The organism is Parabacteroides sp. CH2-D42-20, from assembly GCF_003670185.1.
GTDB lineage: Bacteria > Bacteroidota > Bacteroidia > Bacteroidales > Tannerellaceae > Parabacteroides > Parabacteroides distasonis.
On record NZ_RAYG01000010.1, the window covers coordinates 67,241 to 80,958 of the forward strand.

Sequence of the window (13,718 nt, forward strand, 5' to 3'; positions counted from 1 at the left end):
CCGGGGGATTTTTTATTAAATCACTTACTTATCTGATTATTTGTAAGCCTCGCCTTTTACAGCTGCGATACCCGGAAGAACCTTACCTTCGATAGCCTCAAGAAGAGCGCCACCACCTGTAGAAACGTAAGATACGCCGTTAGCCAAACCGAATTTGTTAACGCAAGCAACAGAGTCACCACCACCTACTAAAGAGAAAGCGCCGTTCTTCGTAGCCTCAACGATAGCCTCGCCAACCGTGCGAGATCCGTGCGTAAAGTTCTCGAACTCGAATACACCCGTAGGACCGTTCCAAAGGATCGTCTTAGAGTTCTTGATAACGTCAGCGTAGATAGCCTCGGTCTTCGGACCTATGTCAAGACCTTCCCAACCATCAGGAATCTGATCTACCGGAGCGAAATCAGTCTTAGCGTCGTTGCTGAAATCGTCAGCGATCTTAGCGTCAACAGCCAATACCAAGTTTACGCCTTTTTCTTTCGCTTTCTTGATCAAATCAAGAGCAAGATCCAGCTTATCGTCCTCGCAGATAGACTTACCGATCTTACCGCCTTGCGCTTTCGTGAAAGTATAAGTCATACCACCCGTGATGATCAAGTTGTCTACCTTGTTCAACAAGTTCTCGATGATCTCGATCTTGGAGGAAACCTTAGAACCACCCATGATAGCGGTGAACGGACGTTGGATGTCGTTCATAACCTTATCGACAGCCTTCACTTCTTTCTCCATCAAATAACCGAACATCTTGTTGTCCGTATCGAAGTAGTCAGCGATCAAAGCCGTAGAAGCGTGAGCACGGTGAGCGGTACCGAACGCGTCGTTTACATAGCAGTCAGCGTAAGAGGCCAATCTCTTCGTGAACTCTTTCTGGCTTTCTTTAACGGCTTTCTTGGCAGCCTTCTTCTCCTCGTCGGAAGCGTCTTCAGCCAAACCTCTTGGTTTGCCTTCTTCCTCAGCGTAGAAACGAAGGTTCTCAAGCAACAAAGCTTCGCCCGGTTGCAAAGCGGCAGCCTTAGCGCCGGCTTCTTCGCCAATACAGTCGTTTGCAAACTGAACATCTACGCCTAACAACTCAGAAAGGTGCTTCAATATGTGCTTTAAGGAGAACTTATCAGTAGCGCCTTTCGGACGACCTAGGTGAGAACCGATAATTACGCTACCACCATCCGCTAAGATCTTCTTTAATGTAGGAAGAGCGGCACGCATACGAGTGTCGTCGGTGATGTTGAAGTTTTCGTCCAATGGAACGTTAAAGTCAACTCTTACAAATGCCTTTTTGCCGGCAAAATTGAAATTGTCAATTGTTTGCATAACTATTGTATTTAATGTCTGTATTAAAATGTTCCTTTAATCGCTTGCAAACTTACATAAAATATTTTTATTTGACCGTTTGCGCTTGCTTTAAATTTTATACCAATTTGAAACGTAGCCGTAATCTCCCGTCGGCATAGTCGTAATTCAACAGCTTGAAATGTCCTATCTCGGATGTATTCGCCACGTGCGATCCGATACATGCGCAGGCATCGTAATCGCCTATGCGTACGATACGTAATGTATCGCTGGCATCATCGGGCAATTTACTTAAATCCACGATACCGCCGGCCTTTTCTTTTGGCATGAACTCGATGGTTACGGGTAGGTGCCGGTCGATCACCTCGTTTATCTTCTTCTCGACCTCAGCCATGACTTCCGCGCTGGGCTCTTCCGCCAATAGATAATCGCATTTAGACTTCTTCCTCTCTATGTGCGCATTCTTGGATCTGGGACATCCGAACATCCGTACCATTGTCTGGTTTAAGATATGTTCCGCCGTGTGCATAGGAGGATACTCTTGCTTGTTGTGTTCGTTTAATTGGATTTCTTGTTCCATATTAATTATTTTGATTGATTAAATTTACTACTACTTTTACTATGATGTCTTTCTCATGTGCGAAAAGTTCGCTTTCTCCGAATTTATCTTTTAGGCTTCGAATGGCTTCCATCGCATTCTCGTAGGTCGCTTGGAAACGGTCTCCTTTGATTGTCTCCTCTATCGTCAGTTGCTGATAATCATACTTATCCAAAGTATCAAGGGCATAGACATAATCGGTCACGACGGCTAATAAGCCTTTGGACTGATCGGAGGTCAACTGTTCTTGGTTCTTGAGCATATTACCGAGTATACGAACGATATCTTTTAGCTCTTGATAATGTTCTAGTTTTATCTTCTGGTTGATGGCATACCCCTTGATAAGATAGTCTTTCAATATTTTGTTGGCCCAGATACGGAATTGGATACCACGTTGGGATTTTACACGATAACCAACAGATATGATGACATCAAGATTGTAAAGTGTTGTTTCATACTTTTGGTCACCCTCAGAACCCATGTGTGCAAATTTTGCACATGTGATATGTTTTTCTAATTCTCCTTCTTTATATATATTATTAATATGTCGGCCAATGACAGCCCTGTCTTTTTGGAACAACTCACCCATCTGCGCTTGTGTCAACCAAACGGTTTCCTTCTCCATCTTTACATCCAGCTTGATTTCCCCATCTTCCGTTTGGTAAATGATGATATCGTTTAAGGCTGGGTTAAAATCTGCCGTATGCATGGGCGGATACTTTTGCTTGTTGTGCTTGTTCAGTTGGATTTCTTGTTCCATTATTTTATATGTTTTGATTATATTTCTTGAAATCAGGCCAAATGTACGAAATAAAATAGTATCATGCGTGAAAAACGACTTATGAGCATGATATACGGGTACATTAGAGTAAGCAGTGACAAGCAAACGGTAGAAAATCAACGTTTCGAGATCAATAAGTTTTGTGAGCGGGAAAATCTGAAAATTGATGGTTGGATAGAGGAGACCATTAGTGAAACAAAATCGTACAACAAACGTGAGTTGGGTAAGCTTTTAAACCAAGTGAAGAAAGATGACTTAATCATCTGCGCCGAACTATCCCGCTTGGGGCGTAACCTTTTCATGATAATGGAAATCCTGAACATCTGTATGACCAAAGAATGCCGTGTATGGACTATAAAAGATAATTACCGCCTTGGTGATGACATTCAAAGCAAGGTGCTTGCTTTTGCCTTCGGTTTGTCGGCAGAGATTGAGCGTAACTTGATTTCGCAACGGACAAAAGAGGCTTTGGCCCGATTGAAAGCAGAAGGAAAACATATCGGGAGAATAAAGGGGAGCAAGAATAAACGAAACAAGTTGACAGGGAAAGAACTATTACAGAGATGTTGGGCGAGGGATTAAGCAAGAGCCAAATCGCAAAAAAATTAGGAATCAGCCGAAACACACTTTATTTGTATCTAAATGCTGTTCCATAATAAGGGAGGTTTGATAATGACAGGTGGTTTATGTTTGGACGTTTGCAAGGGATAAACTTTGGAGACATACCAAAACTGCTTGCTCCCGAAATCTCATTGGGTGGTAATTTTGTGTTCGATACAAACTGTGGATATTATATCACAAATGTACGCGGAATATCTTTTTCCTTATAATAAATCCGGTATTATCTATATGAATTCTTGCTCGATAGCCTATGGATTCTTGTTCGCATACTGCAGAGAAAACGCGTGAATGCCAATTAAAATATACGATGGATAAATAAATAGTTGTTTAAGCTCTTTTTGAAAGCATATCTCGTTTACCTCAATTATCTTTGCTTTCAAAAAGACATACATGGATAAAGCGGGGAAAGACTTTTTGATAAACGACGAGTTGGAAAGACATCTTGAAAGCATGTACAATGCTCTGGGAGAGATAGACTCACGGCAGGAATCCAAGGTGGTACACCGGGCAGGAGTGATCATGATGTCGGCATTAATCGGTGTGTTTGCCAACTGCCAGAGTTGGAATGAGGTTGCGGACTTCTCGGCGGAACATATCGATTTCATTCGAAAGTTCTTTCCTGACATCCAAAAGGCCCCGTCGCATGACACGCTCAGGCGTTTCTTTTGCCTGGTCTGTCCCAACGCCCTTGAGCGGCGTTACCGTGCGTGGGCCTTGAACATGCGAGAAAATCTTGCCACCTCAAAGGAAGAGGGATTAGTGGAGGAGGGAATCGCCGAGGAGAGGGAAAAGAAGCCGTTCCGCCAGATAGCCATAGACGGGAAGACCATAAAAAAGGCCATGAATGAAAGACGGAGACGGGATGAGGATGGTTTCTTCATGACACAGGAAGAGCGCTCCAATGATAAGCTCCACATCGTCAGCGCGTTTTCTGTTGACGACTGCCTCTCGTTGGGACAAGAGCGGGTGGATAAGAAGGAGAACGAGATAGTTGCCATCCCAAGGCTCTTGGACGATTTGGATATCTCGGAGGGAGACGTGGTGACCATCGACGCCATGGGAACCCAAAAAGATATCGTCTCGAGAATAGCCAAGAAGAGAGCCGGTTATCTGCTAGAGGTTAAAAAGAACCAAGCCACATTGTGGGAAACCATCGCCGGTAACATGAGAGACTTCGAACGTATCCCACTTCCCAATGAGGTGTATAAAGTCCACAAGGAGGGAGAGAATGGGCATGGGTTTGTCTTCCTTCGTGAATGCCGTGTATGCTCCTCACTACATTCCTTAGGAAAAATATACAAGGATTGGGAGAACTTGAGATCCTACGGCCTCATCCGCACGGAACGTGTAGACGAGGCGACAGGGGAAAGTGCCGTGGAGACGCATTACTTCATATCCTCATTGGAGAACGATCCCGAGAAAATCATGCGGGTCAAAAGAAAGCACTGGGGGATAGAGAACGGTTTGCATTGGCAACTGGATATCACATTCAAAGAGGATGATGGCCGCATGGAATGAAGATTGCCTATATGATTTAATAACACGGTGGATTTATGCGTTTTAATTCACGCGTTTTCTCTGCACATATGTGATTATCTTTGTGTATAGGGGAAAATGGTTTTCTTACTAGTAAAACAACATTATATATAGCGATTATGGCGAGATACATCAAGCAAGAGATGAACGATCTTGACGGGACGGGCGAGAAACGAGTGTACTATCGGATGAAGATAGAGCAAAACGTGGATATGGTGCATTTCGTGGAGCAGATCACCTATCCCGGCTCGGGACTGAGCAAGGGCAACGTGTTGTAGGTGATGACGATGGTGGCGGAGCGTCTGGCTTATTGCATGGCAGATGGGCATTCTGTTACGCTTGAAGGGATCGGTACGTTCACGCCTAAGTTGGGAGTGGTGAAAGATAAGGAGAGCGATACCTTGGATGGGGATGATCCGAAGCGGAACGTTCGTAGTCTGGAGGTCAATGGTGTCGGGTTTAGGGCGGATAAGGAACTGGTGCTGGAAACCAAGCTGCGTTGCGATTTGAGTCGGGGCGGTATCGTCCGAGTACGGAAATCCCCTTTCAGCGAGGAGGAGCGGCGGGAGAGGGCTTTGGGCTTTTTGGCGGAGCATCCTTGCATGTGCTTGCAAGATTATATGTTTATCACGGGCTTGAAGCGTACGACCGCTTCCTTGGAATTGCGCCGCCTTGGCGCTGACCCGGAAAGTGGAATAACGATATCGGGCAGGGGAAACCATCGGGTATATATATTGAGGAAAGCAGGAGAGCGGTAAGGGAAAATGAAAAATCCTTTTCTCGTAACCTTTGATAAGAAGATCGACGGGAGAAAGATTTTCAAGTGACTCGCATAGGATTCAAACCTATAACCTTCTGATCCGTAGTCAGATGCTCTATTCAGTTGAGCTAGCGAGCCAATCTATAAATGAATTTGAATATTCAAGTGACTCCTAAAGGATTCAAACCTTTAACCTTCTGATCCGTAGTCAGATGCTCTATTCAGTTGAGCTAAGGAGCCAAGATATATTCTATTGCTATCTTCGAATGGTGACCGCGACAGGATTCAAACCTGTAACCGGCTGATCCGTAGTCAGCTACTCTATTCAGTTGAGCTACGCGGCCATTGTTTCGTGATTGCGAGTGCAAAGGTACGTTTTTGTTTTAAATATGCAAACGTTTCGACTACTTTTTTGCGAATTTAATCTAACATTTTTGGATTGAAGATCAGATAACCAATGTTTAAGCCAAAGTTGAAATTCTCCTTCGGATAACTGTATCCGTTGGCGTACAGACTGATACATAAGAATGGCAATTGCAATACGACCGCCGCTTCACCCATATAATTAAACGAGTGCAAAAACTTACCATAATGCGGGATTCCGACATACGGGTTGTTTTCCGGCACCGTCTTTTGTATTTCATAGAGTGGAGCGAAGCCATACATATCCAACCGGAAGTGCAGAAGCTTGCTTAACTTCAAGATCGGGGAAAGCCCAAAAGCCACATATTGGTTCGCCCGGAACGCCTCGTTGAATACAATCTCGCTATGGGGTGTCGGGGTAAACGCCGGGGCCTGTAATACGCTAGCCGTATAGTTATTCATGAGGTTCTTGCTGGATATGACCATTTCCGCCAAATAACCTAAGTTGAAACGGTTGCTCAGCGTCTGGTATTGGTTCCAGCGCCCTTTCAGTTGCAGCCAGCTATGCACTTTGCGACCAATCGGGGCTTCCGTCGTGGCGGAAGTGGGGGATGGGGTATACTTCTCCGTACCGGTTACGTATTGGGCGATTAGGAATTGCTGTTTTCCGCTTATCGGGTATTGTTTGGTGTTGAGTGAGTTTTGCTCGATACTTAACGAGCCGCTGAATAAATCGTACCAGCTATGGTCGAAAGAGGCGTTCGGGAAAGGTATCGTGGTGCTCTGCAAATAGAAATCGTTCAACCGTCCGTAGGCGAACCCGATCTCCGCTTTCGCGTGGTTGAGGAAGGGGAAGCCTAATTTTAGTTTCATGTACAGTTCTTTCTGCTTAATCATGGCGGGCACTATATCCTCATAAAAGAGGGATTGGCTTTCCGTGTATTTCTTGTCCGAGAAGACTCCTTGCCAATTTAAATAAGTGGGGATTTGCGTTTGCAGGTACATCCGGCCACTCAACATGACACCACTAAAGGAGTTACCCACTTGAAAGTTCGAGTTTACGTCGGCGGCGAACCGTCCCAGATATTGATACCCCAATCCTAGGTATAATTGATTCGCTTGATGAGACGATACGTTTCCACCGAAGCCAACCGTGATCTCTTCTTTCATCTTCACGTCCAGGTAAAGATCGAATTTCTTCTCTTTCCGGTTATAAACGGCATGCGGCATGATTTCCCTAATCTTGGAATAGGTCAGCATCTTGAAATAAGCCCGCTTGAACTCTTCCATGGAGAACTCGTTATTGATATCCCTGTGTAATTGGGCCTCTATGTATTTACGCTGGGCCTCGGATACGCCCGTCACGTAAATATTGCGGAAGATCAGCGGGGGAAGGTTCTCTTTATAGGCTTTTCTTCTTTCGGTAACCTCATTTAAAGGCACTTCCCGGGGAACCCGTTGCTTGATGGAGTCGATCATGGAAAGGGTACGTTTATACCCGATGTCCATAAGCTCCTTACCTTTCTGGAAATCCAATAAGGAGACGGTGGGAAAACTGAATTTAATCATCATGCCATCTTCCTCCGGTACCTCGTAATCGGTCTTTTGCATGATCATGGTCTCGATCTGGTTATAAGGATTCTCCGAAGGCTTTTTATTCCCTCCCGATACCGTTGATCCGAAAATGAAATCCGGGTGGAACGCGTCTTTCATCGGGCCTACCGGGAAATTATCGTAGATACCTCCATCGAATAAAGGAATACTGTCTTTCCATATGGGCTGGAAGAAAAACGGGAAAGTCATGGAGGCACGTACGGCGTCTCCCAGATCCCCATTCTTAAAGATGATCGGCTTTTTAGTATATATATCCGAGGCCACGCAACGGAAAGGGACAAACAGGTTGTCGAAATTCCACCCCGCCTTTGCCGTCGCCTGCGAGAACAAGGCCATGAACGCCTGATTCATCTGTATGGGATTGATCAAGCTTTGCGGTAAGAAGCTAGCCTTGATCTGTAGGGAATCGGACATATCGATGGAGAAATGCGCGAATTCCGGGGTCGGGTAAGGCTCCTTGAAATAATAGGTATATTGCTCCTCCACCGTACCTGTTTGCCAATAGGCGAACTCCTTGGAAAGCATCAGCTCCAGCATCTCCTCGGGGGAATATCCCATGGCGTATAAACTACCGATAATCGCCCCGATGGAGGTGCCGGTAATGTAATCGATCGGTATATTATTTTCTTCCAGCGCCTTGATCACTCCGATATGTGCCGCTCCTTTGGCACCGCCGCCACTGAGTACCAACCCTACTTTCTGGGCGGAAACAATCTGAATGGCAGCAAGGAATAAGGCTATGATAACTGTTATTTTCCTCATATGAACCCAATCTGTTTTTCTTCTCCAAATGTAAGAAGTATTTCTTTAGAAACATAAACATTTTGTTTTTTCGTATTGTTGAGTTATCAATACAATTAAAACAGATGATGTTATGAAAGAGAAAGAATTGAATAGGGAAGAGCGGAATAAGACCGTTATGGAGACCGGTGCTTTGGTCATGGCTGAGTTTTATGCGGATTGGTGCCCTCATTGCCAGAAAATGATGCCGATCGTGAAGGAGTTCAAGGAATTGGAGAAAGGAAAATTAGAAGTGGTACAAATCAATATCGAGGAGGAGAGCGCTCTTGCCGATTTGTATACGGTGGAATCGATTCCTACTTTTATCCTGCTACGGAAAGGGGAGGCTTTGTGGAGACAATCCGGCGAGATGAGCTTGGATAGGTTACGGAAAGTGGTCGAGGATGTCGTGGGCTGAAACTAAAAAAACCGTTCCCCCGAGAAGGAACGGTTTTTTATATATGTGAGGATTGGTTTATCCGATCAGTTCTACGCTACGTTTGATGAATTGGCTTAATGCCTCTCCCTTCAGCATACCGTTTCCTAACAAAGCAAGGTCGATCAACTGACTAACTGTCTTGTTCGTGCCGGCGTATTCGGCGAGAACTTGGTTGCGTTGCTCACGAAGCTCATCCAGCTTATGGTCGGTGTTGGTCATATCCTCTTTCTCTTGCGCCGTGATCTCATCTTCTTTCTTTTTGCTTTGAGCCTCACGTAAGTCGGCTTGACGAGCCTCCCATCCTTTGATATCGCTAAGGATCGGTTTTAACTTCTCGTCGCAAGCTTGCTCCTCTTCAGTTAATACTTTCTTGATCAACGGATGATCCGTATTCAATACGAAGTTGAAGCTATCCGGCATCTCGCCATAGAAAGACATACCCGGTTGCATAGCGGACATCTCACGCATTCTTCGCATATACTCGCTTTGTGTCAACATGACAGGGTTCGCGTTTTCGCCCAATGCCTCGAATGTTACGTAGAACTCGGTCTTGTTCAATTTCGGCATCTGACTCTTGAATACTTCCTGCATGGCCGTTTTCTGCTCCTCGCTCAAGGTTACCTTATTCGAGTCTTCCTTGCGGATCAGGTTATCGATCGTATCGCTATCCACACGAACGAAGCGGCTCTTCTCGAACTTCTGCTCCAATTGTCCGATCAAGTGTACATCCAATTGTCCGTCCATTTCCAAGACGCTGTAACCTTTGTCCTTTGCGGCTTGTATATAGCTGTATTGCTCGTCTTTATTGGTGGTATACAGATAGATTAAGTTACCCTCTTTGTCTGTCTGGTTGTCCTTGATTAAGTTCTTGTATTCCTCGAAAGTGAAGTATTTGCCTTCGACGTCCTTGAATAAGGCGAACTTAACCGCGCGGTCGTAGAATTTCTCATCAGTCAACATACCATATTGGATGAATAGTTTCAAGCTATCCCATTTCTCCTCGAACTGCGGGCGGTCGTTCTTGAAGATCTCTTCCAAGCGGTCTGCCACCTTCTTCGTGATGTGGTTGGAGATCTTCTTCACGTTCTGATCGCTTTGCAAATAGGAACGGGATACGTTCAACGGGATATCCGGCGAATCCAATACACCATGCAATAATGTCAAGAACTCAGGAACGATACCCTCTACGGAATCCGTAACGAATACTTGGTTGCAATATAACTGGATCTTGTTACGATGCAAGTCGATATTGCTCTTGATGCGAGGGAAATATAAGATACCGGTCAAGTTGAACGGATAGTCTACGTTCAAGTGAATCCAGAACAACGGCTCATCCGTCATAGGATATAAGTCACGATAGAACTTCTTGTAATCCTCGTCGGTCATATCGGCCGGTTTGCGAACCCATGCCGGTTTGGTGTCGTTGATTACGTTATCTTCGTCCGTATCTACATATTTGCCATCCTTCCACTCTTGCTTCTTGCCGAATGCGATAGGAACCGGTAAGAAACGGCAGTATTTTGTCAATAAGCCATTGATCTTATCCTTGTTCAAGAAATCTTTATTCTCGTCGTCTATATACAGGATGATATCGGTACCACGATCCTCTTTCGTCGTTTCCTCCAAGGAGTATTCCGGTGTACCGTCGCAGCTCCATTTCATGGGAACAGCGCCTTCTTTGTATGATTTCGTCACGATCTCTACTTTCTTGGAAACCATGAAAGAGGAGTAGAAACCAAGACCGAAGTGACCGATGATAGAAGCGGCGTCGTTCTTGTATTTCTCAACGAACTCCTCGGCGCCGGAGAAAGCGATCTGGTTGATGTACTTATCGATCTCCTCGGCCGTCATACCGATACCCCGGTCAGAGATCGTGATCGTTTTGTCATCGAACTTAACCTGTACGGTCAAATCGCCGAGTTCGCCTTTAAACTCGCCTACGGAAGAAAGCGTTTTTAACTTCTGGGTAGCGTCTACCGCATTAGAAACAAGTTCACGAAGGAAGATTTCGTGATCACTGTATAAGAACTTCTTGATAATCGGAAAGATGTTTTCCGATGTTACTCCGATGTTACCTTGTTTACTGCTCATAGTCTGAATATCTTATTATTTTTATTGTTATTTTGTGCGTATTCCTGATCTTGATCATTCTCAAGATCCGCCTATTCCTATACAAAACGAATGCCAAAATGTTTCGGATAAACTATAAATGACAAAAAGGCAGATACCGGCTGATAGATTTGCAGCCGGGCATAGTTTGATCAAACCATATCATCACCTGTCTTGGCGAATGTAACACGGACGGTTTTATGGAATGGAATAAAACGGGATACGATCGCTATGCATAAGGAGATGACTAATAAATACCCCAGTATCTCTTTTAACGCCAATAATAAGCTTTGTTGCTGTAACGTATTATAGAGTGTATTGGTAGCCATTTGCGCTGCCTCGTCGTAGGGATGCCCTTGGGTCAAGGCATTGCCAAGCGCTTGGTTATAGCGTGAGGCGGCTAGAGGATCGGCCAGCGTAACGGTTTCTGATAAGGAATACATATATTTTTGTTCCAAGCGATATAGTATATTACTGTAAAAAGAAGTCGCCATGATGGGGGATAATACTGAACGGAAAATGATGAGAAAGAAAGCGTTTGACAATAAATATTTAGGATTTAAATCTTCCACGGCAAATAAGGCGAAAGCTATGATAAGAACCATCATGCCCAATCCCCTGAGGAATATAGGAAAGTAGAGCATCTCGTATCTGCTATCCGGTGAGATCCCGAAATAAAGGCTCCCGAAGAACAGGACGAAACAACTCATTCCTCCCGCTATCAAGAAACGAAACCGCCAACGTTGCCACCGGAACCACCAAAAACAGATGAACGCCCCCAAGACATATCCCGGAAGCAAATAAGTATAGAGGGAATAGGTATGGGTACTGTCTACCTTTAAGATACTGGTCAGGTAGCTGGTCAACAAGGTAGTCGAAGTACTGAAAAACATGACAAGCATCATATAGAAATAACCGATAATGGCTTTCGGCTGGTATAAAGGCGCCAGATTCACGTACGGACGTTCCGAATGATATTGATACCAAATAAATAAAGCGATCAATATCGGGGCGATCATGATATAAAGGCAAATCTTGGGGGATGCCATCCAGTCGAGTACTTTCCCGTAATTAATGACATACATAAGCATTAACAATCCGGTGGATATGATGAACATTTCCCGGATGTGTAGATCGGCCAAGGGGATGGACTTGATCGGCCGGTTATGGCGGAAGCAGATGATTACCATTACTATGGCCAATAAAATCATTAGCATCATGAAGTAATACATATATTTCCAGTCGTAATGGTAGGCTAACTGTGCGGTAACAAGCATGGACGCTTGTCCCCCTCCGAAAACAAAAGGATAGAAGTAGGAATAGAATTGGCTACGTATATTTTTAGGGCTGAATATCTTTTGTGCGTACCGGATAAACCACAGCATGAGAAACCCTTTCAGGAAACCGATCGCGAAACTACAGACGATCAATATGTCGGCGTTCTGGGAGCGGGCACAGATCCAGCTTAAGAAGAACTGGGCGACTAAATCCGCTAACAATAAGAATTTTATAGAGAAGGCTTCTAATATCTTCGGAATAATCGGATAGGATACCGCCATTCCCGCCGCTGCTGCGTAATATCCCATGGTTATATCCTCGGTGTTCGTGCCTAGCGTGTTTGATACCTCCAGCATACTGCCGGTGTACGAACCGTTTAGCATCGTAACCGGAAGGATAACGATGAAGATGCAAATCAATCCTAACCAGTCCGGCACCCATTGGCGGATCGGTGCCCCAAGCTCTTTCATCGTGATCATTTGCGTAAGGCTTCTGTTTCAACCATCATGCCTGCTCTTAAGTATTGCGTATCTTCTTGCGATAGATTTTCCAAGTCTATCCGTACCGGGATACGTTGTTGTACCTTGACGAAGTTTCCGGCGGAATTGTCGGTCGGGACCAATGAGTATTTGGAGCCTGTGGCGTCGGAGATTGCGGTTACCTCCCCGTTGAATATCTTTCCCGGCAACGCGTCTACCTTGATACGTACTTTTTGCCCGATATAGATGTGGGGGATCTGGGTCTCCTTGTAATTGGCCGTGATCCATTTGTCTTTATCTCGTACGAGGTAGGATATCGTTTGTCCGGCTTGCACGTATTGTCCGGGCTCTAAGGTCCGTCTGCCTACATGACCGTCGTAAGGGGCGGTTATAACGGTATAGGAAAGGTTTAACCTCGCTAAATCCAGATCCGCTTCTTTTCGTAAGATCGCCGCCTCGGCTCCTGTTGTCTTCTTGCTGGTTTCGGTGAATTGGGAGAAAGCGGCTTTCTTTTGTTCCACCAACGCCTGATATCGGGCTTGCGCCGCCTCGAAAGCGGCTTTGGATTGCTCGTATTGTTGCTCGGGGACCGATTCTTCTTTCAGCAGCCGCTCAAATCGGTGATAATCCTGTTCCAGTTGCCAAAGCTTGGCTTTAGCTTCGGCGATGTTGGCGTCTTGTACGGCGATGTTCGTATGGGAGGTCTCGATACCGGAACGAAGTACGTCTTGTGATCCTTGGGCATCGATCAACGCGGCCTCTGCCTCTTTTACCTTGATCCGATATTCCCGATCGTCCAGTATGAGAAGTGTGTCCCCTTGGTGAACGTACTGGTGTTCCTTGAAACGGACCTCTTTTATGTAGCCGGAGGCACGTATATTTAGTGGGGCGATATATTGGTCCACAAAGGCATCGTTTGTCACCTCATAATTGATGTAACGCCAGAAATAATTGGCTGTCCACCAAATGCCGGAACCGGCTAAAAGGATACATATGGAGTTTAATACTATATTCCGTGTCCTTACTTTCTTTAGTCTTTGATGTTTCTCTTTTAATTCGTTTGCCATAGTCGT

9 protein-coding genes, 3 tRNA genes and 2 pseudogenes are annotated in these 13,718 nt (G+C 45.1%); 4 read left to right on the forward strand and 10 right to left on the reverse strand.

Annotated elements, in window-relative coordinates:
* Window positions 1–36 precede the first annotated feature (36 nt).
* The 3 genes from pgk to D7V92_RS07470 form a co-directional block, all read right to left on the reverse strand.
* On the reverse strand, window positions 37–1,308 hold the full coding sequence (pgk, locus tag D7V92_RS07460; protein ID WP_005862970.1) for a phosphoglycerate kinase: 1,272 nt from the start codon (window positions 1,306–1,308) through the stop codon (window positions 37–39).
* 97 nt (window positions 1,309–1,405) lie between these two features.
* Window positions 1,406–1,867: a hypothetical protein gene (locus D7V92_RS07465; protein WP_121772615.1), complete on the reverse strand. Its 462-nt coding sequence runs from the start codon at window positions 1,865–1,867 to the stop codon at window positions 1,406–1,408.
* Window position 1,868: 1 nt separating this feature from the next.
* Window positions 1,869–2,645 carry a virulence RhuM family protein gene (locus tag D7V92_RS07470; protein WP_121772616.1) on the reverse strand — a complete coding sequence of 259 codons (777 nt, stop codon included), beginning with the start codon at window positions 2,643–2,645 and terminating at the stop codon, window positions 1,869–1,871.
* 87 nt (window positions 2,646–2,732) lie between these two features.
* Here D7V92_RS07470 and D7V92_RS07475 point away from each other — a divergent pair.
* The 3 genes and pseudogenes from D7V92_RS07475 (at window position 2,733) to D7V92_RS07485 (ending at window position 5,581) form a co-directional block, all read left to right on the forward strand.
* Window positions 2,733–3,322 (forward strand): annotated as a pseudogene (locus tag D7V92_RS07475) (master DNA invertase Mpi family serine-type recombinase).
* Window positions 3,323–3,677: 355 nt separating this feature from the next.
* Complete coding sequence (locus tag D7V92_RS07480) at window positions 3,678–4,805, forward strand: ISAs1 family transposase (protein ID WP_121772617.1); 1,128 nt, start codon at window positions 3,678–3,680, stop codon at window positions 4,803–4,805.
* 137 nt (window positions 4,806–4,942) lie between these two features.
* Window positions 4,943–5,581 (forward strand): annotated as a pseudogene (locus tag D7V92_RS07485) (DNA-binding protein).
* A 66-nt stretch (window positions 5,582–5,647) separates the two neighbouring features.
* Here the strand turns inward: D7V92_RS07485 and D7V92_RS07490 are convergent.
* The 4 genes from D7V92_RS07490 to D7V92_RS07505 form a co-directional block, all read right to left on the reverse strand.
* Window positions 5,648–5,721: transfer RNA gene (locus D7V92_RS07490), tRNA-Arg, on the reverse strand.
* A 28-nt stretch (window positions 5,722–5,749) separates the two neighbouring features.
* A tRNA-Arg gene (locus tag D7V92_RS07495) sits at window positions 5,750–5,823 on the reverse strand.
* A 27-nt stretch (window positions 5,824–5,850) separates the two neighbouring features.
* Window positions 5,851–5,927, reverse strand: a tRNA-Arg gene (locus D7V92_RS07500).
* A 76-nt stretch (window positions 5,928–6,003) separates the two neighbouring features.
* On the reverse strand, window positions 6,004–8,322 hold the full coding sequence (locus D7V92_RS07505; RefSeq protein ID WP_008772403.1) for a patatin-like phospholipase family protein: 2,319 nt from the start codon (window positions 8,320–8,322) through the stop codon (window positions 6,004–6,006).
* A 112-nt stretch (window positions 8,323–8,434) separates the two neighbouring features.
* Here D7V92_RS07505 and D7V92_RS07510 point away from each other — a divergent pair, with 112 nt between their 5' ends.
* Window positions 8,435–8,758, forward strand: a complete 324-nt coding sequence (locus tag D7V92_RS07510; protein WP_005862963.1) for a co-chaperone YbbN — start codon at window positions 8,435–8,437, stop codon at window positions 8,756–8,758.
* Between the two features lie 57 nt (window positions 8,759–8,815).
* Here the strand turns inward: D7V92_RS07510 and htpG are convergent, their stop codons facing one another.
* From htpG to D7V92_RS07525, 3 genes are all read right to left on the reverse strand, one after another.
* The gene (gene htpG, locus D7V92_RS07515) at window positions 8,816–10,870 is read right to left on the reverse strand and encodes a molecular chaperone HtpG (RefSeq protein WP_008779719.1); all 2,055 of its coding nucleotides are present in this window, start codon (window positions 10,868–10,870) and stop codon (window positions 8,816–8,818) included.
* A 170-nt stretch (window positions 10,871–11,040) separates the two neighbouring features.
* Complete coding sequence (locus D7V92_RS07520) at window positions 11,041–12,645, reverse strand: MFS transporter (RefSeq protein ID WP_199718901.1); 1,605 nt, start codon at window positions 12,643–12,645, stop codon at window positions 11,041–11,043.
* Entirely contained in the window at window positions 12,642–13,712 is a 1,071-nt protein-coding gene (locus D7V92_RS07525) for an HlyD family secretion protein (RefSeq protein WP_005862960.1), read from the reverse strand. The genes D7V92_RS07520 and D7V92_RS07525 overlap by 4 nt, the downstream gene beginning before the upstream one ends.
* Window positions 13,713–13,718 lie beyond the last annotated feature (6 nt).